The 24,611-nt window shown below is 57.8% G+C and carries 12 protein-coding genes; 7 read left to right on the forward strand and 5 right to left on the reverse strand.

The genetic code is table 11. From position 1 onward, the window contains the following. Nucleotides 1–2 precede the first annotated feature (2 nt). Nucleotides 3–1,655, reverse strand: a complete 1,653-nt coding sequence (locus HB664_RS13490; RefSeq protein ID WP_039262556.1) for an MFS transporter — start codon at nucleotides 1,653–1,655, stop codon at nucleotides 3–5. Nucleotides 1,656–1,858: 203 nt separating this feature from the next. Between HB664_RS13490 and HB664_RS13495 the strand changes: the two genes are divergently transcribed. After that, nucleotides 1,859–2,659, forward strand: coding sequence for a YdcF family protein (locus HB664_RS13495; RefSeq protein ID WP_219939611.1), 801 nt, complete (start codon nucleotides 1,859–1,861; stop codon nucleotides 2,657–2,659). Nucleotides 2,660–3,068: 409 nt separating this feature from the next. Here the strand turns inward: HB664_RS13495 and gap are convergent, their stop codons facing one another. Next, complete coding sequence (gap, locus tag HB664_RS13500; RefSeq protein ID WP_029740556.1) at nucleotides 3,069–4,070, reverse strand: type I glyceraldehyde-3-phosphate dehydrogenase; 1,002 nt, start codon at nucleotides 4,068–4,070, stop codon at nucleotides 3,069–3,071. 189 nt (nucleotides 4,071–4,259) lie between these two features. Between gap and cybB the strand changes: the two genes are divergently transcribed. Continuing rightward, entirely contained in the window at nucleotides 4,260–4,790 is a 531-nt protein-coding gene (cybB, locus tag HB664_RS13505; RefSeq protein WP_094935257.1) for a cytochrome b561, read from the forward strand. Nucleotides 4,791–4,834: 44 nt separating this feature from the next. Here cybB and HB664_RS13510 read toward each other — a convergent pair whose 3' ends face one another. Further along, nucleotides 4,835–5,902, reverse strand: a complete 1,068-nt coding sequence (locus HB664_RS13510; RefSeq protein WP_168979422.1) for an oxidoreductase — start codon at nucleotides 5,900–5,902, stop codon at nucleotides 4,835–4,837. 13 nt (nucleotides 5,903–5,915) lie between these two features. Next, nucleotides 5,916–6,659 carry a DeoR/GlpR family DNA-binding transcription regulator gene (locus tag HB664_RS13515; protein ID WP_219939612.1) on the reverse strand — a complete coding sequence of 248 codons (744 nt, stop codon included), beginning with the start codon at nucleotides 6,657–6,659 and terminating at the stop codon, nucleotides 5,916–5,918. 738 nt (nucleotides 6,660–7,397) lie between these two features. On the opposite strand from HB664_RS13515, the gene HB664_RS13520 reads away from it, so the two are divergent. From HB664_RS13520 to HB664_RS13535, 4 genes are all read left to right on the forward strand, one after another. Continuing rightward, on the forward strand, nucleotides 7,398–8,735 hold the full coding sequence (locus HB664_RS13520) for a TolC family outer membrane protein (RefSeq protein ID WP_087822538.1): 1,338 nt from the start codon (nucleotides 7,398–7,400) through the stop codon (nucleotides 8,733–8,735). Between the two features lie 121 nt (nucleotides 8,736–8,856). Continuing rightward, nucleotides 8,857–18,414 carry an Ig-like domain-containing protein gene (locus tag HB664_RS13525; RefSeq protein WP_375156338.1) on the forward strand — a complete coding sequence of 3,186 codons (9,558 nt, stop codon included), beginning with the start codon at nucleotides 8,857–8,859 and terminating at the stop codon, nucleotides 18,412–18,414. A gap of 176 nt (nucleotides 18,415–18,590) precedes the next feature. Next, nucleotides 18,591–20,771, forward strand: a complete 2,181-nt coding sequence (locus HB664_RS13530) for a type I secretion system permease/ATPase (RefSeq protein ID WP_219939613.1) — start codon at nucleotides 18,591–18,593, stop codon at nucleotides 20,769–20,771. Further along, nucleotides 20,768–21,943, forward strand: coding sequence for an HlyD family type I secretion periplasmic adaptor subunit (locus HB664_RS13535; RefSeq protein ID WP_029740549.1), 1,176 nt, complete (start codon nucleotides 20,768–20,770; stop codon nucleotides 21,941–21,943). The genes HB664_RS13530 and HB664_RS13535 overlap by 4 nt, the downstream gene beginning before the upstream one ends. Before the next feature lie 35 nt (nucleotides 21,944–21,978). Here HB664_RS13535 and HB664_RS13540 read toward each other — a convergent pair whose 3' ends face one another. Further along, nucleotides 21,979–22,863, reverse strand: a complete 885-nt coding sequence (locus tag HB664_RS13540) for a hypothetical protein (protein ID WP_032668361.1) — start codon at nucleotides 22,861–22,863, stop codon at nucleotides 21,979–21,981. A 276-nt stretch (nucleotides 22,864–23,139) separates the two neighbouring features. On the opposite strand from HB664_RS13540, the gene HB664_RS13545 reads away from it, so the two are divergent. Continuing rightward, nucleotides 23,140–24,603 (forward strand): EAL domain-containing protein, encoded by a 1,464-nt coding sequence (locus HB664_RS13545; protein ID WP_219939614.1) that lies wholly within the window; start codon nucleotides 23,140–23,142, stop codon nucleotides 24,601–24,603. Nucleotides 24,604–24,611: the final 8 nt, after the last annotated feature.

The following is a 24,611-nucleotide window of genomic DNA, read 5'->3' on the forward strand; positions in this document are numbered from 1 at the left end:
AATTATTTGTTGCCGGTGGCGTTCTTAAGCGCCATACGGGCAGTGATGCGCAGGCGCAGCAAGCGCCATAAAATCCAGACCAGCGTGGCGGCAGCGATGCCCGCCGTAAGCAGATAAGTATCGTTGTAAGCCAGAATATTCGCCTCAAGCGTCGTCACCGTTTGCAGCTGCGTGATCGCCTGCGTTCCCAGCAGCGAACTGTCGCCAATCAGGCTCCGGTACATCTGGGTGTAAAGCTGGATACGCTCGTTGACCAGCGGATTGAGCGTGGTGAGCTGGTCCGCCAGCAGGCTGGAGTGGTACTTCTCGCGCCAGGTCTGGAAGGTTCCGAGGATCGCGGAGCCCAGCAGGCCGCCGAGGTTCTGACTCATGCCGAACATCACCGAGAAGCTGACCAGGTTGCGAGGGTCGGCGATCACCCCGCCAATGGCAGCCAGCATGGCGGGCGCCAGGAAGAAGGCGCTGCCGAAGCCCAGCAGAAACTGGCTTAGCATCAGCTGATCCGGCCGGGTCAGGTTGTTGGACTGGCTGTCCAGCAGCGAGGCAACAATCATCAGCGCCAGGGAGGTGATGATTGGCCACGCCAGTTTGGTCGGCTTAATCGTGAGGCAGCTGGTGACAATCCCGCAGACGATCCCGGCGAAAATGGACCACGCCAAGTGGGTCATCTGCTCGTTCTGTAACCCCACGTACTGCAGCCAGCCGATGACCCCGGTGTTTTGCTCTGCCAGCACGATACGGATCAGCAGCATGATGAGCCCCAGACGGACGATGCTGCCGCTCGACAGCCAGCGGGTGTTCAGCAGCGGGTTGGCGCGGTTATGTTCAAAGACGATGGCAGCCACAATCAGCACCAGCGATAGCGCCAGCGACCAGCCGATCCACGGCGCCTCGAACCACCAGTCAAGGCGGCCCAACGAGAGCACGGCGCAGAGCAGGGCCATTCCGGGGGCCATTAAAAAGAAGGTGATGAAGTCTTTCTTCTCAAAGACCTTTCGCCGATCGCCCGGGGGCAGTTTTAAGGCTATCACGCAGGCCAGGGAGATCAGCGCCAGCCCGAGCTCGAAGAAATAGAGCCCGCGCCACTCGTCCAGCTGCAGCAGTTCGGTGGAAAACAGGCGGGCCAGAGGAATGGCGAGCGATGAGCCGGTAATCCCGATGGTGAGCGCCTTCAGGCGGTGCTTCGCAGGCCAGGCCTGGATCTGATAGTAAATCCCCAGCGAGCTGAGCGCGGCGGCCACCATCCCGTGCGCGGCGCGCACCATCAGCGCCGAGCTGAGATCGTTAACGAACAGGTGGAAAAAGGTCACCAGCACGTACAGCACCAGAAAACCTTCCGTGAAGGCGCGCAGACCGTACTGCTGGCGGAACTTGACCAGCAGCAGGTTGATAGAGATGTTGGTCATGACGTAGACCGCGGGAAGCCAGGCGATCTCGGTCGACCAGGCCCCAAAGGTCCCCTGCAGGTTTTGCAGGTTGGCGGTCACCACCGCATTTCCCAGCGCCCCCGTCAGGCACACCAGCAGGCCAACGACGCCGTAGGCAATGCGTTTTGGCGTACTGTGCTCGGGTGTGGAAGGCGAACCCAGCAGGGCGGGTTTCTCATGTGGCTGCCACTCGCGAGGAGCATAAGGGTCGCGTTCGGGCAGGCGCATAACGTCGTTTACCTTAGAAATAGTTGAATAATTAGCGGGCTAGCGATTCTACGTCTGCCGCAAATGATAATTCAAGTGAATATGATTTACGCATGTTAATCAAATGTAGAAGGGAAGTTTAAGGAAAAAGAGCGGCCCGATGTCGCCGTTGTGTTGAGAACCTGAAGTCGCTACCCTGAAGGGATAGAGAGAAGGAGTTCATCATGGAACAGCCCCATTTTCCCATCCTGCCGGATGCCACGCTGGCGGCCATCAATACTGTCGGTGAATGGCTGGCGCAGGACGACCTGAGCGGCAGCCGCCAGCCCCCGGACGTCGATGCGGTCATCCTGGCAGGAAACGCGGTGATCCCGACCATTGAGGCGGCCTGCCGTATTGCCGCGCAGAGAGATATCCCGCTCCTGATTAGCGGCGGTATTGGTCATTCAACCGCGTTTTTATATGCCGCTATCGGCAGTCATCCGCGTTATCACACCTTGCCCGTCGAAGGGCGGGCGGAAGCGAGCATTCTTGCCGACATTGCGCGGGAGTTCTGGCAGATCCCCGAGACACGCCTGTGGATTGAGGATCGCTCCACCAACTGCGGTGAGAACGCGCGTTTTAGCTGGAATATGCTGAAACAGCATCAGCGAGCGACCGGGCGGGTGCTGGTGGTGCAGGATCCGACGATGCAGCGCCGTACGATGGCGACGTTTGCCCGCGTTTGTCGGGATGAGCCCGTGTCACCGCAGTGGATAAGCCATCCCGGGTTTACGCCAACGCTGCACAATGGCAAAGAGGGCGTGGAGTTTAGCGCGGGCAATAGCGGACTGTGGCCCGTTGACCGCTACCTGTCACTGGTTCTGGGGGAGCTGCCGCGTTTGTATGATGACGTTAACGGCTATGGTCCGGCCGGGCGGGATTTTATCGCGCACGTTGAATTCCCGGATGCTGTGATTGCCGCATGGGAACAGTTACAGCAGGACCCGGTTCTCGCGGATGCGTTGTCCAGGCGCTCGATTTAAGGGTGTAATCAGAAGCGATAACAACCGCTTCAGAATAACCTTTGGCTTACAGCAATGTCCTGGTCCGGCTGTATATCGCCGAAGCGTTTCCGTAAGGCCGGGGCGAGGCGCAGGGATGCGCCGAGAGGGCGTGGCCTGCAGGGATGCAGGCTCATGCCCGACCCGATAGCCTGAAGGAATAAGCTGAGGGGACCGCGAAGCGGCGATTTACCGCCGGGAGCCCGGGTTGCCAGGGTGGTGGCGATTGAGCCACCCTGGCACGTTCACCGGTTATGTCGTTAAAGAGTAGCAAGGAACATAAAGTGAACGGAATGACCACTACACCCGTATGTTCCCCTCACCCTAACCCTCTCCCACAGGGAGAGGGGATGCTTCACTGCTCATATTAGCCCTGAATAAAGGCCTAGAATCACAGCGCCGCAAACTTATCCAGCGTCCGCACCAGCTGCGTCACAAAACCGTACTCGTTGTCATACCACGCTACCGCTTTCACCAGCTGCAGCTCTCCCGCTTCTGACACCTCCGTCTGCGTGGCGTCAAACACCGAACCATAATGCGAGCCAATCACATCGGACGACACAATCTCTTCGTCGGTATACCCGAACGATTTATTGCCCTGCGTCGCCTTTTTCAGCGCGGCGTTGATCTCCTCAACGGTCACTTTCTTGCCCAGAATCGCCACCAGCTCGGTGACCGAACCCGTTTTTACCGGCACGCGCTGCGCGTGGCCCTTCAGCTTGCCGCTGAGCGCAGGGATCACCAGACCGATGGCCTTTGCGGCACCGGTGGTGTGGGGAATGATATTCTCTGCCGCCGCCCGCGAGGCGCGAAGGTCTTTCCCGCGCGGGCCATCCACCAGCGCCTGCGTACCGGTATAGGCATGAATGGTGGTCATGGTGCCCACTTTTATTTCAAACGCATCGTTCAGGGCTTTCGCCAGCGGGGCGAGGCAGTTGGTGGTGCAGGATGCGACGGAAATAATAGTGTCACTGGCGTCAATGGTGTCGTCATTCACGCTGTAGACGATGGTTTTCATCTCGCCCGCAGGCGCAGAGATCAGCACTTTCTTCGCGCCGGCGTCCAGGTGCGCCCGTGATTTCTCTTCAGAGGTATAAAAGCCGGTGCACTCCACGACGATATCCACGCCTGCGGCTTTCCACGGAATGTGCTTCGCCTCTTTTTCGGCGTACACCGCAATGGTTTTACCGTCGACAATCAGCGCATCCTCGGTGAAATCGACGCTCCACGGGAAGCCACCGTAGTTGGAATCATGCCTGAGCAGGTAGGCCAGCACTTTCGGTGAGGTGAGGTCGTTGATGGCGACGACGGTATTGCTGTCCTGGGTTTCAAGAAGGCGACGCAGTACAAGGCGCCCAATGCGTCCAAAGCCGTTAATGCCAATTTTACTCATGGTGTTCTCCTGTAAACGTGTCGATGCGACAGTTTGAACTCATCCAGGCTTAGACCATCACGGGCAGGGCGGCAATTGAAGATGCTTCATGCGGGAGGAAGTATTTGAAAAGCCATACAGAAAAGTTAATGAATTTTTAAGGAAAGGAGATTATGTTGGCGCGATAACTGTTTTTAATCGGGAAATCACATGCGCAATAAATATACAAGCCTGCAAATCGGCATCCACTGGCTGGTGTTTCTGTTAATCATCGTCGCTTACTGCGCCATGGAGTTCAAAGGTTTCTTCCCGCGCACCGCGCGTCCAGCGATCAATATGATCCACGTCTCGTGCGGTATCAGTATCCTGGTGCTGATGGTGACGCGTCTGCTGGTTCGCCTGAAATTCCGCGCACCGCCGATTCAGCCGAAGCCAAAAGCGATGGTGACGGGGATGTCCCATCTGGGGCACCTGGTGGTGTATCTGCTGTTTATTGCGCTGCCGCTGATTGGCATTGTGATGATGTACAACCGGGGCAGCGACTGGTTTGCTTTCGGCCTGGCGATGCCGCATGCGGCGGAGTCCAATTTCGACCTGGTTGATATGTTGAAAGAGTGGCACGAGACGCTGGCGAACCTGGGCTATTTTGTGATTGGCCTGCACGCGGCGGCGGCGCTGATGCATCACTATTTCTGGAAAGATAATACTCTTCTGCGCATGATGCCGAAAAAGCGTTCGTAGTCTTTAACGCTTGCCGGGTGGCGCAGCGCCACCCGGCTTGTTTTTTAACCCAGCAGCGCACGCTCTTCGGCAGTTAACGCCAGCGCTTGCGTTGACCCCGTCTCCGACGACTTCACCGCCGCTTCCAGCACGGCCATGACCGCCAGTGCCTCAACAGGGTGGACAGGGTTGGTGATTTTCCCGAGCAGCGCATCACGTACGTTGACGTAATACTGGCGCTGATCGCCTTTCGGGGTTGGGATCGTCTGCGGTGCGCCGTCGGCGCCAAAGAAGACCATGCTGTCGCCGTCTTCGCCCCAGGTTTCACTGCCGGGGATCACCCCTGCGAGCAGCTGCGCTTCCTGCTGGTCGATTCTGGCTTTCACCACGCTGCCCTTGTCCCCGTGGACGGTAAAGCGCGCCGTACCGCCAGCAACCAGCATGCTGGCGTGCAGAATGACCTTATGCTCCGGGTAGTTTAAGACCACGTGCGCCCAGTCGTTAATTTCTGCGCCGTCGCGCAGCGTCGCGATATTCCCCTGAACCGACTCCGGCAGTCCAAAGAGCTGTAGCGTCTGGTCAATCAGGTGAGGGCCCAGATCAAACCACAAACCGCTCCCGGGGACGTTCTGCTCGCGCCAGCGCACGCGCACTTCCGGGCGGAAGCGGTCGATGTGCGATTCCAGGTGTTTAACCTTGCCGAGCGTGCCTTGCTCAATAATCTGCTTAATGCCGAGGAAATCGCTGTCCCAGCGGCGGTTGTGGAAGACGGAGAGCAGCAGCTGCTTTTCATCCGCCAGCGCAATCAGGTCGCGGGCTTCCTGCATGTCGAGTGTAAAAGGCTTATCGACGACCACGTGTTTACCCGAGTTCAGGGCCAGCGTCGCCAGCGGGGCGTGCGTGGCGTTGGGGGAGGCAATCACCACCAGATCGATATCAGGATGCTGAATGGCCTCTTCCGGTGTCGCTACTACCTGTACATCCGGCAGATCGCGTTTAACCTTCTCTTCATCACGAGAAGAGACCACGGCCAGCTTAATCCCGTCCACCGACTGGATCAGCGGGGCATGGAAGGTTTTACCGACAAATCCATACCCGATCAGCGCAATGTTGATTGTTTGAACTTTACTCATGACCTTCTCCACGTTAATTGGCGCACACCGTAACCTGCAGTGCGGTATGGTCCCCAAGCTCAGGCCAGGGACGATCTAAAAAGAGTTGTTGAATGCTGGATAACCCGGAAACCAGATACGGCTCGCAGCGGTTAATTTTCAGGTGGTCGGCGACAACCCAGTGCGCATGGCTTGCGTCCAGCATCGCGCGTTTCACCTCGGCATCCGCTTCTTTACCGGCGCTCAAACCGAGTTCGGCATGAATGGCGCACGCCCCAAGAATGGCGATATCAGCCCGATAACGGGACAGCAAAGACAGCGTGGCGCTGCCGGCAAACAGTCGCTGCTTGTGGTCCCATTTCCCGCCGAGCAGGATCAGCTCAACGTCTTCCCGGTCGCTAAAATGCTGGGCGATATCCAGCGAGGGGGTAATAACGGTGAGCGGTCCCTGAAGAAAGGTGGCGACGGCCATCACCGTGCTTCCGGCATCCAGAAACAGGGTGGAGCCCGGTGGAACCTGCTGTGCGACCTGTTTACCCAGGCGCTGTTTGGTCTCCGGCAGCAGCGTATTGCGGCCCTGACGGTTCATGGCGGAGAGGTTGAGCGCGATGGCGCCGCCGTGGTTCTTCTGCGCAAGGCCCTGGTTTTCCAGGTCGGTCAGATCCCGACGAATGGTATCCGCCGAAACCTGCAGCTTTTCAGCCAGGTCGGTGATGCTGGCCTGGCCTTGCTCGCTGAGGATATCCAGGACGTAGCGTTGACGAGCGGTTTTGTGCATGGGGTACATTCCTGCAAAATGTCGCAATAGTTTGCATAATACAGCATTTTGACGCAGAGAGAAGGGGAATGTCCTCAGGACGATGTGCGGCGGCGTGATAATTCAGATAGGTGATTATTAAAATTTTATTAAGCAGGTATAAGTAAGCCGTTTTGAATGTTAATCACAATGTTATTGTTATGTTTTATTTAACGATTTGGGTTATGTAACCAGCGTAACGCCATTGAGTGGTGTTAAATGCTGTTTAATAGAAATTACGCAGGGTTTAATTGCTTTAATTGGTTTTTTAATAGTTTTTAATTTTAAATATATCCCTTTGGCTACGTAAACTGACACTTCTTTGAAAATCTTTGTGTCTGACTCGCTCTGAAATTAACGCAAAAATGTGCACGGAGGGAATTAAGAATTTTCCTTAGATAACAGAGAGTTTATATGTTTCATCTGAAAGGATACTTTTAGAGTTTTGTCCAGAAACCCCATATTTTTGCTTGCTTGTAACACCACATTAACATTGTGGCTGTAGTGGGCTATAACACATTTTGTTATGCTGCTAACCAGTTTAAGAAATAAGTAAATTCTTAATTGAAATAAAATGCGGGCAGATCTCATCTCCGATGGAAATGGGTATGGGGAGTATTACCTGAAATTCAGCAAGGTAGCTAAATAAGATATTTGTCTAATTATCTGTACCTCTTTTTGGGTATTTGCTTGAGTATCACTCAGAGTCAGGGAGATAACATGACGATATTACGAAAGCCTATGTTACGCCGATTTACAGCAGCACTGGCATTCATTTCATTAGCCATAAATACGGCTTTCGCCAATAGTAATCAGGTGGGTATTGCCCCGGTGGCAACCACAACCTTAAAAGAAAGTATTCTTTTTGCGATCGATCGCGATCCGTCAATTAGCCAGCAGGCCGCGCAATTAGGTATTGGCCAGGCACAAATAGATGAAGCGCGCAGCGGCTGGATGCCGCAAATATCGTTGAACGGAAGTACGGGGCACAGCCAGACCACCGATTCCAGCGGGTCGCTGAAGAATTCAGCCGCCTGGGGGCTGAGCCTGACGCAGCTGCTGTACGATTTTGGCAAGACCAATAACAGTATCAGCCAGTCCTCCGCCCAGCGCGATAGCTACCGCTATCAGCTGATGGGCACGCTTTCGGACGTGGCGGAAAAAACGGCGCTGAGCTACGTCGAGGTCAAACGCTATTCCGATCTGCTGCAGGCGGCAATAGATAACGTGCAGGCGCTCAAGAACGTCGAGCAGCTGGCAAAGCTTCGCGCAGACGCGGGCGTGAGTTCGACCTCCGATGAGCTTCAGACCCGCACGCGCATTGCCGGCATGCAGGCGACGGTCGCGCAGTATCGCGCCGCCTTAAACAGCGCGCGCGCCAGGCTTGCGGTATTAACCGGCATGCAGGCAGAGGCCTATTCGCCGGTGCCCGCGAATCTTGCCGTGGAGCCGGACTCGCTCAACCGCATCGATTATTCCCTGATACCGGCGGTGATGGCCGCGCAGAACATGGAACGTTCGGCTCAGTATGGCGTGGAAACGGCGAAGTCCCAGCACTGGCCGACGTTAAGCCTGAAGGGGGGGCGCACCCGTTATGAATCGGACAACCGTTCCTACTGGGACGACCAGATACAGCTCAATATCGACGCGCCGCTGTATCAGGGGGGCGCGGTTTCCGCGCGCGTTCGGCAGGCGGAAGGCGCACGGGCCATGGCCTCCTCTCAGGTCGATCAGGCGCGTTTCGATGTCCTGCAAAAGGCCTCCGTCGCGCAGGCTGACTGGACCGGCGCGCGGGGACGAATGGAGGCGGGGAAGCAACAGCTGGAAAATGCGCTGCGGGCCCGCGATGTTTATAAAAATGAATACACCCTGAGCAAGCGGAGCATTAACGATCTGCTCAGCGTTGAGCAGGATGTCTGGCAGGCCACCTCAGCGAAAATAATCGCCGAGTATGACGGCTGGAGTTCGGCAATTAATTATGCTTCCGCGGTTGATAATTTAATGCCGCTTATTGGAATAGAGAAAAACGCTGCCGCAAAATTACCCGACTTGAGTTAATAAAAGACGCGCAGTGTTGCGCAAAGTAAGACTGAAAATAATGGGTGTTTTTTCCCAGGGATAGCTACATCCGTCTGGTGGACATATCCACAGGAATCCGTACACCTGCAAGGAGAAGAATATGAGTAACATGAAAGTTGTTGATGTCATCATTCGCAAAACGGCGGAGAAAACGAAATTAACCGGCGAAGGAAATCTGTCGGTCTCTATTTCATCGCCGAGCGTGATTGAAATCCAGGGCTCTGCTCAGGATGTGGCGCGTTATGTCCGCCAGGGTAAAGATCTCCTCATTTATATGAAAGATGGCAGCGTTATTCGCTGCAATAACTATTTTGTCGAAGATCCAGAAACGCATAATCAGTCAGAGCTGGTGTTCAACGACCGTCAGGAACTGACGCATATTTCTTTTGCCGATGCCGGGGAAGCGTCAGGCGTTGCGGTGACCGAGTTAACCGCGCAGGCCACACCGATTAGCAGCATTCAACCTTTCCTCGAGCAGGAAAGTGTTTTAAGCGACGCGCCGTGGGGCTGGATTGCGGGGGCTGCGTTAGGCGGCGGTGCCATCGGGGCACTGCTGGCAAACGGCGGTGACGGCGAAACTAAAACAAAAGTCATTGATAATACAAAAGAAGTTGAAAGCGCCACGCCGACCTTCTTGCTGTCGGATAAAGCGGGTGACAAGCAGGGCGTGCTGAGCGCAAACGAGATCACGGACGACAGCAACCCAACCTTTAGCGGCACCGGTCAGCCGGGCGCGACCATCCAGATCAAAGACAGCAGCGGCAGCACCATTGCCAGCGCCATGGTCGGTAAAGACGGCACCTGGACGGTAATATTACCGACCCAGACGGACGGGGAGCACACCTGGTCAGTCGTGCAGATCGACGGCAGTAAAACCACCTCTGCGGGCAGTATCACCGTGACGGTCTCTACCGCCGACGCCGCCATTACGCTGGCCACCACGGCGGGCGATAACGTGCTGAACGCCAGCGATCAATCCGCGGGCTTTACGCTTTCCGGTGCCAGCAAAAACCTGGCGCAGGGTACCGCACTCACCGTGACGCTGAACGGCAAAACCTACGCGGCTGAAGTCGGGGCAGACGGCGCGTGGAGTGTTAACGTGCCTGCGGCAGACGCGCAGGCGCTGGGCGACGGTACCTGGACGGTCAACGTGAGCGGTAAAGACGCGGCGGGTAACACCGTCAGCGGAAGCCAGACGATTGGGGTGGATACCACCGCGCCAACCCTCTCTGTCGATACCCTCGCGCAGGACAACATCATTAATGCGGCTGAGCACAGCCAGCCGCTGACCCTGACCGGTAAAACGAATGCGGAAGCCGGTCAGATCGTCACGGTCACGCTGAACGGTAAAAACTATAACGCCACGGTGGGCAGCGACGGCACCTGGTCCGTCACGCTTGATGTGAACGACGTGCAGGCGCTGAGTGAGGGTAATCACACCCTGACGGTTAACGTTAGCGACAAAGCGGGCAACGGCTCGTCCGTGACGGCAGATTTCACGGTGGATACCGCCGCGCCGATCGTCACCATCCATACCGTGGCGGGCGACGATATCCTCAATATCAGCGAGCAGGGCCAGGCGCACATTATTTCCGGCCTGGCGAGCGGTGCCGCCGCGGGCGATGTGGTCACCGTGACGCTTGGCGGCCAGACCTTCACCGGCGTGGTGCTGGCGGACGGCAGCTGGAGCGTGGGCGTTCCGGCGTCCGTGCTGGGCGCGCTGGGTGAAGGCAACCACACGCTTTCGGTTTCCGTCACTGACGCGGCAGGCAACACCGGCAGCGCCACGCACGGCATTACGCTGAGCGGACACCCGCCGGAATTTACGATTGACGCCATCAGCCAGGATAACGTCCTTAATGCCCAGGAGGCGATGCAGTCGCTGAGCCTGACCGGCACCAGCAACCTGCCGGACGGCTCCACCGTCACCGTGACGCTGAACAACGTCAGCTATCAGGCCACCGTCGAAAACGGTATCTGGGCTGTCCAGGTGCCGGTTTCCGACGTCCTGAATCTGGCGAACACGCTTTATACCGTCAGCGTCAGCGGGACCGACAGCGTGGGTAACAGCGGTTCTGCCGAAGCGAATCTGCTGGTGGATACCGTTCTTCCGCAGGTCATTATCAATACGTTTGCGGGCGACAACCTGGTCAATAACGCCGAAGCGGGCGTCGATCAAACCCTCAGCGGTCGCGTTACCGGCGCGGCGGCGGGCGATACCGTCTCCATCACCGCAGGCGGCAAGAGCTACACCGCAACGGTTGGCAGCGACCTGACCTGGAGCGTGAAAATCCCGTCAGCGGATCTTCAGGCGTTCGGCGACGGGGATTTGACCTTCACCGCGTCCGTCACCAACGGGCACGGCAATACCGGCACCGGCGAGCGTGATATCAACATCAACGCGGAGCTGCCGGGTCTGCGCGTGAACACCATTTCCGGCGATGACGTGATCAACGCCATCGAACAGCAGCAGGATCTGAGCGTCACCGGCTCCAGCACTCATCTGGCCGCGGGCACGCAGATTGTCGTCACCATCAACAATGTGGAGTACGTCACCGCAGTTAACGCCAGCGGCAGCTGGCAGATCGGCGTTCCGGCGGCGGACCTGCAGGCCTGGACGGCGGGCGGCATGACGGTTAGCGTCAGCGCGGTAGATGCCTGGGGCAATCCCGTTGCGGCTGAACACCCAATTGAACTCGATCTGAACGCCGTGGCGGTCACCATTGATACCGTCTCCGGCGATGACCTGCTGAATGCGGCAGAAAAAGGCAGTGATTTAACCCTTTCCGGCCAGACGCAGGGCGTGGAGGCGGGGCAGACCGTGGTGGTGAAATTCGCCGACCAGACCTTCACCGCGCTGGTGCAGCAGGATGGCTCCTGGAGCCTGACCGTACCCGCCAGCGCCATGGAAACCCTGATCGACGGGCGCGCGCAGGTGAGCGTCAGCGTCACTAACGTCAGCGGCAACAGCGCCGACGCCGCGCGTGTGGTCACGGTGGATACGCAGCCACCGGCGATTACGCTCGATAACCTGACCGCCGACAACATCATCAATGCCGCTGAAGCGCAGCAGGATTTACTGTTAAGCGGCAGCAGCAGTGCGGAACCGGGCCAGACGGTCACCGTGACGCTGAACGGCAAAACGTATCAGACCACGGTCCAGACGGACGGTACCTGGCAGCTGAGCGTCCCGGCGGCAGATGTGGGTGCCCTGACGGACGGCATTGTGACCGTGACGGCCACCGTCAGCGACGTGGCGGGCAACGCCAGCAGCGCCGAGCGCGTGGGTCTGGTGGACGCCACCGTACCGCAGGTGACCATTAACGACTTTGTCACCGACACCAACACCGTTAACCAGCTCGCCCATTCACAGGCGCAGATCCTGAGCGGCTCCGTCACCGGTGCGGCAGCGGGCGACCTGGTCACCATCACCATTAACAGCGTTGATTACACCACCGTGGTGGATGCGGCGGGGAACTGGAGCCTTGGCCTGCCGGCGTCCGTCGTGCAGGGGCTGACTGACGGCACCTGGACCATCGACGTCTCCGTGACCGACCGATCCGGCAACACCGGAAGCAGTTCGCTGGATGTGGTGGTGAATACCGTGACGCCTGTCCTCGCTATCAACACGCTGGCGGCGGACGACGTGATCAACGCGACCGAGAAGGGCGAAGATCTGCTGCTCTCCGGCACCAGCAACCAGCCGGAAGGCACGACCATTACGGTGACCCTGAACGGGGTTCAGTACACCGCCACCGCTGACGCCAGCGGAAACTGGAGCGTGACCGTACCGGCCTCGGCCGTAAGCGCGCTGGGAGAAGCCCATTACACCGTGACGGCGAGCGTCACGGATAGCGCAGGCAATAGCGCCTCAACCTCGCATGATGTGCTGGTGGACAGCTCGCTGCCGGTAGTAACGATCGACACCCTGGCGGGCGACAATATCGTTAACGCAGCGGAAGTGGCGGCAGGGCAAACCCTGACCGGTAAGGTGACGAACGCATCTTCAGGTGACACTGTCACTATTATCCTTGACGGCCAGACGTACACGGCTACCGTGCAGGACGATCTGACCTGGAGCCTGCCGTTAAGCGAGAGCCAGTTAACCGCGCTCGGCAACGGCGACCTCACCGTATCCGCCAGCGTGACCAACGCGCACGGCAATACCGGCTCTTCTTCTCACGACTTCACCATCGACGCCCAGCTCCCGGGACTGCGTATTGATACCGTGGCGGGTGACGACGTAATTAACGTGATTGAACACGCTCAGAACCTGATTGTGTCCGGTACCAGCACCGATCTGGCGGCGGGCAGCACCGTGACCGTGACCATCAACGGCAAAACCTATTCGGCAACGGTACTGGCGGACGGCACCTGGCAGGCGGCGGTACCGGCGGCCGATGTCTCCCAGTGGGCGGACGGTTCGCTGGATATCAAGGCAAGCGCGCAGGATGCTTCCGGCAACCCGGTGACTATCGGCACCGTCGTGGACGTCGATCTCGCGCCTGTCGCCATCACCATCAGCAGCGTGACCGACGATAACGTGCTCAACGCGGCGGAAAAAGGCCAGGACCTGCTGCTTTCCGGCACGACTTCCAACGTGGAAGCGGGTCAGACCGTAACCATCACCTTTGCGGGTAAAACCTATACCACGACGGTGGATGCTAACGGCGACTGGACCTGGACCGTTCCGGCAGCCGATTTGAGCGGCCTGAAAGACGGTGACGCCAGCGTGCAGGTAACCGTCACCAGCGTGAACGGCAACGCGGCGTCTTCGGCGCAGGAATTCAGCGTCGACACTACCGCGCCGACGGTGACCATCAACACCATCAGCCATGACAATATGCTGAACGCGGCAGAGGCGGCGCAGGATCTGACCCTGAGCGGCACCTCTACTGCCGAAGCAGGCCAGACGGTCACCGTGACCTTCAACGGCAATCAGTACACCGCGCAGGTGCAGGCGGACGGCAGCTGGACGCTCGACGTTCCGGCGGCGGATATGGCAGGCATCGCCGACGGCAGCGCGGCGGTGACGGCGATCGTGTCCGACAAAGCAGGCAACCCCGCCAGCGCGGGCTCCGCGGTGCTGGTCGACACCACTGTACCGCAGATTTCGTTCAACATCGTCGCGGGCGACGACGTAGTGAATATTGCCGAGCACGGCCAGGCGCTGATTGTCTCCGGTAAGGTCACGGGCGCGCAGGCGGGTGACGTGATTACCGTGACCCTGAACGGCAAAGACTACACCGCCATGCTGGACGCGTCAGGCAGCTGGAGCGTGGGCGTTCCGGCTGCGGACGTGGGCGCGCTGATTAACGGCGAACAGACCATCTCCGCGACACTTACCGATAAAGCCGGTAACAGCACCACCGCGACGCACGAGTTTGACGTTTCCCTGACCGCGCCGGTGGTTGCCATCAATACCCTGGCGGCTGACGACGTGATCAACGCGACCGAGAAAGGCCAGGATCTGCTGGTGTCCGGCACCAGCAACCAGCCGGACGGAACCACCATTACGGTGACCCTGAACGGTATCAGCTATACGGCCACCACCGACGCCAGCGGGAACTGGAGCATCACCGTTCCGGCGGCAAACGTCTCCGCGCTGGGCGAAGCAAGCTACGTCGTGACGGCGAGCGTAACCGACGCGGCGGGCAACAGCGCAAGCACCGGCCACAGCGTGCTGGTTGACAGCGCGCTGCCGCAGGTCACCATCAACCCTGTCGCCACGGACGATGTCATTAACGCAGCGGAAGTGGCTGCCGGGCAGACCCTGAGCGGCAAAGTGAGCGGCGCGGCGAGCGGTGACACTGTCACGATTTCAATCGGCGGCAATACCTGGACCGCGATGGTTCAGGACGATCTGAGCTGGTCGGTCAACGTGCCGTCCACGGTCTTAACCGCCATCGGGAACGGCGATCTGACCGTGTCAGCCAGCGTCACCAACGGCCACGGCAACAGCGGAACCGGCGAGCGCGAAATCGTTATTGACGCTAACCTGCCTGGCCTGCGGGTCGGCACCGTGGCGGGCGACGATGTCATCAACAGCATTGAGCACGCTCAGAACCTGATTATCACCGGCTCCAGCGAAGGCCTGGCAACGGGCGCGGCGTTAACGGTGACCGTCAACGGCAAAACCTACGCCGCAACCGTGCTTGCAGACGGCACCTGGACGGCGGCCATTCCGGCAGCTGACGTCAGCGCGCTGAATGCGGGCACGATTGCCGTGACCGTGGAAGGCCAGAGCGCGGCGGGCAATCCGGTTTCCATCAGCCACGACGTGAAGGTGGATCTGGCGGCAGTCGCCATCAGCATTGACCCGATTGCCTCGGACGACGTAATCAACGCGGCCGAGAAAGGCGCGGACCTGGTGCTGTCCGGCTCGACCTCCAACGTGGAAGAAAACCAGACCGTCACCATTACCTTCGGCGGCAAGTCGTACACCGCGACGGTCGATGCCAGCGGCAACTGGACGGCGACCGTACCGTCCGCCGATTTGGGCAGCCTGAAAGACGGCGATGCCAGCGTGCAGGTGAGCGTCACCAACGTGAACGGCAACAGCGCGTCGGCGGGCCGCGAGTACAGCGTGGACGCCACCGCGCCGACGGTATCTATCGAGATCGTCAGCGACAACAACATCATCAACGCCGCCGAAGCGCAGCAGGATCTGGTCGTTAACGGCGTAACCAACGCCGAAGCGGGCCAGACCGTCACCGTGACGCTGAACGGCGTGGACTACACCACCACCGTGCAGGCAAACGGCAGCTGGAGCGTGACCGTGCCGTCCGCGGATCTGAGCGGCATTACCGACGGCAACTACACCATCAGCGCCGCCGTGTCTGATAAGGCGGGCAACCCGGCCTCAGCGGATCGCGACGTGCTGGTCGATACCACCGTCCCGCAGCTGACCATCCACACCGTTTCCGACGACGACGTGATCAACAGCGCCGAGCATGCGCAGGCACTGATTGTCACGGGTTCCGTGACCGGTGCGGCGGCCGGTGATGTGGTCACCGTCACGCTCAACGGCAAATCGTACACCGCCACCCTGGATGCCTCAGGCAACTGGAGCGTGGGCGTGCCTGCGGCAGACGTAACCGCCCTGGCCGCCGGGGATCACACTATTACCGCGGCGCTGACCGATAAAGCGGGCAACAGCAACAGCGCCACGCACGGCGTAGAGGTGAACCTGACCGCGCCGGTGCTGACCATTGACACCGTTTCCGGTGACGATGCGATCAACAACGCCGAGAAAACCCAGGATCTGACGATCTCCGGTACGGCTTCCGGCCTGGCGGCAGGCGCGGTGGTGACCGTGATGCTGAACGGCAAAGCGTACAGCGCGCAGGTGGACGATAACGGAAAATGGACGACTACCGTTCCGGCGAACGAGGTCGGTCAGCTGGGCGAGGCGCTTTATACCGTCACCGCCTCAGCAACGGACAGCGTCGGCAACAATACCAGCGCGTCGCACACCGTGAACGTGGAATCCGTTCTGCCGGGCGTGATCGTCAACACCATTGCAGGTGACGACGTCATTAACGCGGCGGAGCTGGCAGCCGGGCAGACCATCAGCGGTAAGGTGGTGAATGCCGAAGCGGGCAACACCGTGACCGTGACCATTGGCGGCAACAGCTACACCGCCACGGTGCAGAGCGATCTCACCTGGTCCGTGAACGTGCCGGAATCCGTGCTGACCGCGCTGGGCAACGGTGATTTGACGGTGTCAGCCAGCGTCACGAACGGCGTGGGCAATAGCGGAACGGGCGAGCGCGAAATCGTGATAGACGCTAACCTGCCGGGCCTGCGCGTCGACACCGTGGCGGGTGACGACGTGATCAACAGCATCGAACACGGGCAGAATCTGATTATCACCGGCTCCAGCGACGGGCTGGCGGCTGGCGCGGCGCTGACCGTGACCGTAAACGGCAAAACCTATCCGGCAACCGTGCTGGCGGACGGCACCTGGAGCGCGGCGATCCCGGCGGCGGACGTGGGTGCACTGGCCGCAGGCACGGTTACCGTGACCGTTGCGGGCCAGAGCAGCGCCGGTAACCCGGTCTCCATCAGCCACGATGTGACGGTGGATCTGGCGAGCGTTGCCATCAGCATTGATGCCATCGCCACCGACGACGTGATTAACGCGGCCGAGAAGGGCGCGGATCTGGTGCTCTCCGGCACCACCTCGAACGTGGAAGCAAACCAGACCGTTACCATTACCTTTGGCGGCAAGAACTACACCGCCACGGTGGACGCCGACGGCAAATGGACAGCTACCGTGCCGTCTGCGGATCTGGCGGGCCTGAAAGACGGCGACGCCAGCGTGCAGGTGAGCGTCACCAACGTCAACGGCAACAGCGCCTCGGCGGGCCGCGAGTACAGCGTGGATGCGACCGCGCCGTCCGTGACCATTAATACCCTGGCGACCGACGATATTCTGAACGCCGCTGAAGCGCAGTCCGATCTGACCGTATCCGGCACCACCACCGCCGAAGCGGGCCAGACCGTGACCGTATCGCTGAACGGCAAAGACTACAGCACAACCGTCAGCGCAGACGGCAGCTGGACGCTGAACGTCCCGGCGGCCGATCTGGCTGGATTAACCGACGGCAGCGTCACCGTTACCGCATCGGTCAGCGATAAAGCGGGTAACCCGGCGTCCGTGGATCACAACCTGACGGTAGATATCACCGCGCCTGCGGTGACCATCAATACCGTTGCGGGCGACGATGTCATTAACCTCGCAGAACACGGCCAGGCGCAGATCATCAGCGGCACCGCCACCGGCGCGGCAGCGGGCGATAAGGTCACCGTCACCATTGGCGGCCAGACCTACACCACCGTGCTGGACGCGGCGGGGAACTGGAGCGTGGGCGTGCCGGCGAATGTGATTTCCGGCCTCAGCGACGGCACCTTGACTGTGACTGCATCAGTCACCGACGCGGCGGGCAACACCGGTACCGGCACGCATAACGTGACCGTCGATACCGGTCTGCCTTCGGTCAGCTTCAGCGCCATCAGCGGCGACAACGTGCTGAACGCGGTGGAGAAAGGTCAGGACCTGAGCGTCAGCGGCACCAGCGCCAACCTGGCGGAAGGCACCGTGGTGACCGTGACCCTGAATGGCAAAAACTACACGGCGACGACCGCGGCAGACGGCACCTGGAGCCTGACGGTTCCGGCAGCGGATCTGGCCGGTCTCGGCCAGGCCAACTATACCCTGAACGCGACCGCCACCAACGGCGTGGGCAACAGCGTGAGCAACACCGCGAACCTGCTGGTGGACACCGCGCTGCCGACCGTCACCATCAATACCGTGGCGGGCGGTAACGGCCACGACGTGGTGAACGGCTTTACGATCGGCACCTGGGAAGGGACCGCGGACACGGATCGCATTGATCTGCGCGATCTGCTCTCCGGCAGCGGCTATACCGGCACGGGCTCGGCGAGCTACGTCAACGGCGTCGCCACGCTGGACAGCAGCGCGGGCAATATCAGCGATTATATCCGCGTGGTGCAGAACGGCAGCAATACCGAGATCCAGGTTGACCTGGACGGTACCGGCGGTCAGTTCTCGCCAACCACGCTGGTGACCCTGAACGGCGTGCAGACGGATCTGGCGACGCTGCTGGCGAACCATCAGCTGTTAATTGCGTAAAACAACGCCGCGGGGAGCGATCCCTGCGGCCTTTTGCGTTTCTTTACATGAATAGCCATAACCCTATATTTCACATGATTATTTTGCGGGCTCGTTTAGAAAGTGTTCGATTTTTAATCATTCCGTAAAGGTATCATTTCAGTGCGAAATTACCGCTCTGGACAGGACGTAGCATTATGAAGACACATCCACAGTACGAACCCTGGCTGCAGGGCATGCTCATCATCGCGAAGCACTACCGGCTGGATTTCTCAGCGGAGCATGTGCGGGTCACGATTAACCATGAAAGCCAGTCTCCGCGCCAGCTGGTGCTGGAGGAGATGGCGCGCCAGCTTGGGCTGGGGATGCGTATGGTGGCGGCTGAAGCGGTATCCCTCGATCCGTGGCGCCTGCCGCTGCTGGCGGAATTCACCGGCGGACAAATCGCGGTCATTAACCGCATGGACAGTGAAGGCAACGTCAGCCTGCAGTTTAGCGGCGACGGCGGCCTGGAGACCACGCTGACGCGTGATGAGCTCGGGGCGCGGTTAAAAGGGCTGATGGTGTTGCGCCCGCTCGAATCCACGCCGGATGCCCGCGTGGACGACTACATCAAACCCTATGAGAAAAACTGGTTCTGGCAGCTGGCGCTGAAGGACTGGCGACGCTACAGCGATATTATGCTGGTGGCGCTGGTCGCCAACGTGCTGGCGCTCTCCGGCATGGTCTTCTCCATGCAGGTGTACGACAGGGTGGTGCCGTCGCAGTCGGAAGCCACGCTGTGGGTGCTGTTTGGCGGCGTGATGATCGCCATCGTGTTCGAATTCATCATGCGCATGCTGCGCGTGCATATTTCTGACGTGGTGGGGAAACGCGCCGACCTGCGCATCTCTGAACGCGTGTTTGCCCACGCGCTGCGGATTAAAAACGGCGCACGCTCCAAATCAACCGGATCGTTTATTGCGCAGATCCGCGAGCTGGAGTCGGTGCGCGAGCTCATTACCTCGACCACCATTGCGGCGATTTCCGACCTGCCGTTCTTCCTGCTGTTCGTCTTTATTCTGTGGATGATTGGCGGGCCGCTGGTGCTGGTGGTCCTGCTCGCCGTGCCGCTGCTGCTCATCCCCGGCCTGCTGGTGCAGCGCCCGCTGGGGAAACTCTCCAGCGAAGGGATGCGGGAATCCGCCATCCGTAACGCCACCCTGGTGGAAGCGGTGCAGGGCATTGAAGACATCAAGCTGATGCGCGCCGAGCAGCGTTTCCAGAACCAGTGGAATAATACCAACGATGTCGCCGCCAGCGTCGGCATGAAGCAGCGCTGGCTGACGGGTTTACTGCTGACCTGGACTCAGGAAGTGCAGTCCATCGTCTACGCGGTGGTGCTGCTGGTGGGCTGTTACCTGGTCATCAGCGGCGACATGACTACCGGTGCGCTGGTGGGAACCTCGATTCTGGCGTCGCGCACCATCGCGCCGCTGTCGCAGATCTCAGGCGTGCTTTCGCGCTGGCAGTCGGCAAAGGTGGCCCGCAAGGGGCTGGACGACCTGATGCAGCGCCCGATTGACGATCCGCAGCACGGCAAGAAGGTGCACAAAGCCCACCTGCGCGGCGACTATGCGCTTGAGGACGTCGGGTTTTATTACGACGAGGAAGAAAAACTCACCGTGCTCAATATCGGCAAGCTGCAGATCCGCGCCGGAGAGCGCGTGGCGGTGCTCGGGCGCAACGGTTCCGGTAAAAGCACGCTGTTACAGCTGCTGGCGGGCATGCAGGAGCCGCAGCAGGGCAGCATCCTGCTCGACGATATCGCCCTCAATCATCTGGACCCGGCCGACCTGCGTCGCGACATGCAGCTGCTCAGCCAGCAGGCCCGGCTGTTCTTTGGCTCCGTGCGGGACAACATCCTGATGGGGAACCCGTTAGCCACCGACGATGAGATACATCAGGCGCTGGTTAACAGCGGCGCGCTGGAGTTTGTGCGCAAGCAGAAAATGGGGCTGAACTACATCATCAACGAGGGCGGGGCGGGCCTCTCCGGCGGCCAGCGTCAGGCGCTGCTGCTGGCGCGAGCCCTGATTACCTCGCCGAATATTCTGCTGCTGGACGAGCCTACCGCCTGGCTGGACGAAATGAGCGAGAAGCAGTTTATTCAGCATCTTCACAAATGGCTGGGCAAACGCCGGACGCTGGTCGTGGCGACGCATCGCCTGCCGATTCTGGACCTGGTCGACCGCATCATCGTGCTGGAAAACGGCAAGGTGGTGATGGACGGCCCGCGCGATGCGATCCTGCATCAGCACGGCATGGCGCCGCAGAAAGCCGCGCAGCGTACGGTGACCATGAAGCCGGCGGCGGTTGCAGAGGAGGGCGCGGCATGAATGATTTCTCTCGTTTCAATAGCCGACTGAAGGAGCCACGCCTGCCGCGCTCGTCGCTGGTGGCATGGTCCCTGTTCGCCCTGCTGGCGGTGTTTATCGCCTGGGCAAGCCTGTTCCATCTGGATGAAGTGACGACCGGCAGCGGCAAGGTCATACCGTCTTCGCATGAGCAGGTCATCCAGTCCCTGGAAGGCGGCATCATTCACAGCCTGATGGTGCGCGAAGGCGATATCGTGGAACGCGGGCAGCAGCTCGCGCAGCTTGACCGGACAAAAACCGAGTCGAGCGTGCTGGAGAGCGAGTCTCGCCTGAATGCGGCGCTGGCGACCGCTGCGCGCCTGAAGGCTGAGGTGAACGACACGGAGCTCGCGTTTCCGGAGGAGCTGGATGACGACGTTGAGCTGGTCAAACAGGAAACGGCGCTCTACCAGTCCCGTCGTGAAAGCCTCGAAAAAGGGCTGGCCGGGTTGCGTCAGGGCGCCGAGCTGGTGCAGCGCGAGCTGTCGTTAACTCGTCCTCTGGTGACCCAGGGGGCGGCCAGCAAGGTTGAGGTGTTACGTCTTGAGCGTCAAAAAAATGAGCTTGAGAACAAAATCACCGAGATGAAAAACCAGTATTACGTTCGCGCCCGTGAAGAGCTGGCAAAAGCCAATGCGGAGATTGAGGCCCAGCGTTCGGTGATGAAAGGGCGTGAGGACTCCCTGACCCGGCTGACCTTCAATGCCCCGGTTCGCGGGATCGTGAAGGATATTGACGTCACGACCGTGGGAGGCGTTATTCCGCCGAACGGCAAGCTGATGAGCCTTGTCCCGCTTGACGATCAGATGGTGGTTGAAGCGAAAATCTCGCCGCGCGATGTGGCGTTTATCCATCCCGGCCAGAAAGCGCTGGTGAAAATTACGGCCTATGACTACTCCATTTACGGCGGGCTGGAAGGGGAAGTGACCATGATTTCGCCGGACACCCTGCAGGATGAGGTGAAAAGGGATGTCTACTACTATCGCGTCTATATCCGTACCGACAGTAACCATCTGACCAATAAGCAGGGTCAGGAATTTCCGGTCTTTCCGGGCATGATTGCCACCGTTGATATTAAAACCGGCAGCAAAACCATTCTGGATTATCTGTTGAAACCGCTGAACAAGGCGAAAGAGGCGCTGCGGGAACGATAGGGGAATGGCGTTCGGAACTCCGAACGCCTGCTGGATTATACGGTTGACGTCACGTTGTGAGCGTGGCGTCGCTCTTTAGGCACAACGTTGATGTAATGCGTAACATACGCAAAATATAAACCGGCATAATTTTCGACAAGGTCGATAAACGCCGGGTATATCGACATCCGACCATCACCACGATCTTTAAGATAACCCGCCTCTTGTGCCGATTTGATAATTCGGTTGACGTGGATGCGCGAAACAAAAAATTCCTTTGCGAGCGTGCTGGCTGAATAGTCAATGACCGCACCGTGAGCGGATTTATTTTTCATGGCCTGCAGATAGATATAAAGCATAATCATACGGCCGCCATCTTTATCGATAAATAATCCCACCTCAGGCAACACCTTTCTGAACGTTAATCCCCGAAAAAGATATTCAGCCGCGCGGCGGAAAAAGTTGTTTCTCAAAATATCATTATCCAGCAGGTTAACATTAATATTAAATGCCGGATAAAGAATGCTGACGGGCAAAAAAGCGCCGGACATATAGCGCTTAAGTTCATTGAGTCCTTTTTCGGTTGGCGCGATTCTCGTTTTGCGTCGGTCATCCGTGCAGCGCCAGGTCCTGATGCGCCCGGTGGTTCTCAGTATCGTAATGATCGCAATCACGCTGTTGGGGCTGGCTATTTTATAGCGAGAGCATAGCTCTTTAATCTCTGAAACTGACTCGGCCTGATTTCCAAAAATAAAACAACACATGGAGAGAATAATGTTAAACCGTGATTCCTGCAGCATTGTCTTGTAGAACAAAGGTTGTTTTTTGTAGATGGTGTCATTAATTGTGTAGTGCTCTAATATTGCCTCACCGAATCGCGGATTGTTCTTTATAACATCCCTTCGATGTAGCAAGGCCCTGGATGAGATGTGATTATCCATAGCATTTTTCTCGTATTTGAATGAGCCGATAGATGAAGTGTCCACTCTTCTTTTTCGGAATTTTCATTATACCCTGAGAATAAGATATTTGCCGTTGTTATTTGCAAAGAAAAGTATATTTAAACGACGGTGATTAACGCAAAGATGTTCCTGTGAGTTCAGCGGATAACTGTTTCTTACCCTAAAGCTGTACTGTAAAATTAATGTTTATAACAGGTGCGTTAAATTTTACGTATTCACAAATGGAAATGGTGCCTCAGTGCCCAGGAGCAGTTTATGACCCACACAATTTCTCTCAGAAATGAGGCGTGCGATGAACATAAATTTGTCATCTCCGCCTGCGGTTTTACGTTCCAGGGATATCGTCTGATCCTTAACCAGTACGGAATACAGGCTTCGCATATTCATTTTGACGGGGATGAGGTATCCCAACAGGATCTTGAAAATATCCTTATAAATCAGAGTGCTCATATTGTGGTGTTTCTCGGAAAAGGTATCGTCAGCCTCCTGGAGAGCCTGAAGAGACTGGCGTCCGTACTCAATGCACTTCCCGTTATTCGACGCGTCACCCTGTATGGCGACCTGCCGGATAGCTGGCTATATCGCACCCTGGGCACTCTTTTAAATAATAGTTATCAATTATCATTGATTCGACTGGCCCGCGTTTCAGATGTCATAACCTGTATTCATACACACCATCATGTTTTTAAAGATCGTTCGTACGTATTACGCGATCGCTACAAGGATAATTCTTCGCAAGAAACCGTAAAGTGGCTAACAAAAAGAGAAATTGACGTTTTATTAAATTTCTACCGCGGCATGTCCGTAAAAGAAATGTGCGACGAAATGGGGCTTTCTAATAAAACGGTTTATACCCACCGTAAGGAAGGCGTGCTGAAATTACGCTTAATTAAGCGGTGGCTAAACGATTCGCACAATTTCAGCGCGGAAAGACGTATCAAGCGGCGGAGCCAACATACGGATTTTACGGATAAAGAAGCAGAAATTTTTAATGCATTATATAAAAAAGAGATCTTCCCCGCTTATCAGATCATTACCGATCGTGACAAAAAGGGCGTAGGCTTTGAGATACTGATCCGCTGGAATAAAAACGGTAAAATTGTCAAGCCGGCCAGTTTTCTCACGGATATTTCAAATCATGAGATATGGTTGAAAATAACGGCGTTAGTCATCCATGCCGCCGTGTCAGGGATTAATAAGTATAATGGAAAATACTATTTTTCTGTAAATATTCCGCCTCGTCTGGCTTCCGGAAATGCATTGCCTGATATGGCAAAGAAAGCTATCGACATGCTGCTCAAGCCGCAGTGGGCCGAAAAGCTGGTCTTTGAATTTGCTGAAGATATTGACGTGACGAAGGACAAAAGGATCCCTGAAACCATGCGGCATTTGCGTAATACGGGGTGTCGATTATTTCTGGATGACTGCTTCTCTAACCATCAAACCATGTTCCCGGTGCGGCAGGTGCATTTTGATGGACTCAAGCTGGATCGCGACATCGTTGAGCATTTTGTGGCAAACGACAATGACTATAACCTGATTAAAGCGATACAGATTTATAGCGACATGACCGGAACGGACTGTATTGCCGAGGGGGTTGATAGTGAAGAAAAGTTTGAAAAATTAGTCGCGCTGGGCGTCAAAAATTTTCAGGGGTATTATTTATCGCGGGCCGTGAAAGAGGAAGAGTTAGACCGCATGGTCAGAATTTTTAGCTAAGAAAAAAT

The sequence above is a fragment of the Enterobacter sp. DNB-S2 genome (assembly GCF_019443845.1).
Lineage (GTDB): Bacteria > Pseudomonadota > Gammaproteobacteria > Enterobacterales > Enterobacteriaceae > Enterobacter > Enterobacter asburiae_B.

Excerpts from the sequence above, each read along its gene's own strand:
- HB664_RS13490 (WP_039262556.1), bottom strand. The coding sequence starts at position 1,655 with ATGCGCCTGCCCGAACGCGACCCTTATGCTCCTCGCGAGTGGCAGCCA.
- HB664_RS13495 (WP_219939611.1), top strand. The coding sequence starts at position 1,859 with ATGGAACAGCCCCATTTTCCCATCCTGCCGGATGCCACGCTGGCGGCC.
- gap (WP_029740556.1), bottom strand. The coding sequence starts at position 4,070 with ATGAGTAAAATTGGCATTAACGGCTTTGGACGCATTGGGCGCCTTGTA.
- cybB (WP_094935257.1), top strand. The coding sequence starts at position 4,260 with ATGCGCAATAAATATACAAGCCTGCAAATCGGCATCCACTGGCTGGTG.
- HB664_RS13510 (WP_168979422.1), bottom strand. The coding sequence starts at position 5,902 with ATGAGTAAAGTTCAAACAATCAACATTGCGCTGATCGGGTATGGATTT.
- HB664_RS13515 (WP_219939612.1), bottom strand. The coding sequence starts at position 6,659 with ATGCACAAAACCGCTCGTCAACGCTACGTCCTGGATATCCTCAGCGAG.
- HB664_RS13520 (WP_087822538.1), top strand. The coding sequence starts at position 7,398 with ATGACGATATTACGAAAGCCTATGTTACGCCGATTTACAGCAGCACTG.
- HB664_RS13525 (WP_375156338.1), top strand. The coding sequence starts at position 8,857 with ATGAGTAACATGAAAGTTGTTGATGTCATCATTCGCAAAACGGCGGAG.
- HB664_RS13530 (WP_219939613.1), top strand. The coding sequence starts at position 18,591 with ATGAAGACACATCCACAGTACGAACCCTGGCTGCAGGGCATGCTCATC.
- HB664_RS13535 (WP_029740549.1), top strand. The coding sequence starts at position 20,768 with ATGAATGATTTCTCTCGTTTCAATAGCCGACTGAAGGAGCCACGCCTG.
- HB664_RS13540 (WP_032668361.1), bottom strand. The coding sequence starts at position 22,863 with ATGGATAATCACATCTCATCCAGGGCCTTGCTACATCGAAGGGATGTT.
- HB664_RS13545 (WP_219939614.1), top strand. The coding sequence starts at position 23,140 with ATGACCCACACAATTTCTCTCAGAAATGAGGCGTGCGATGAACATAAA.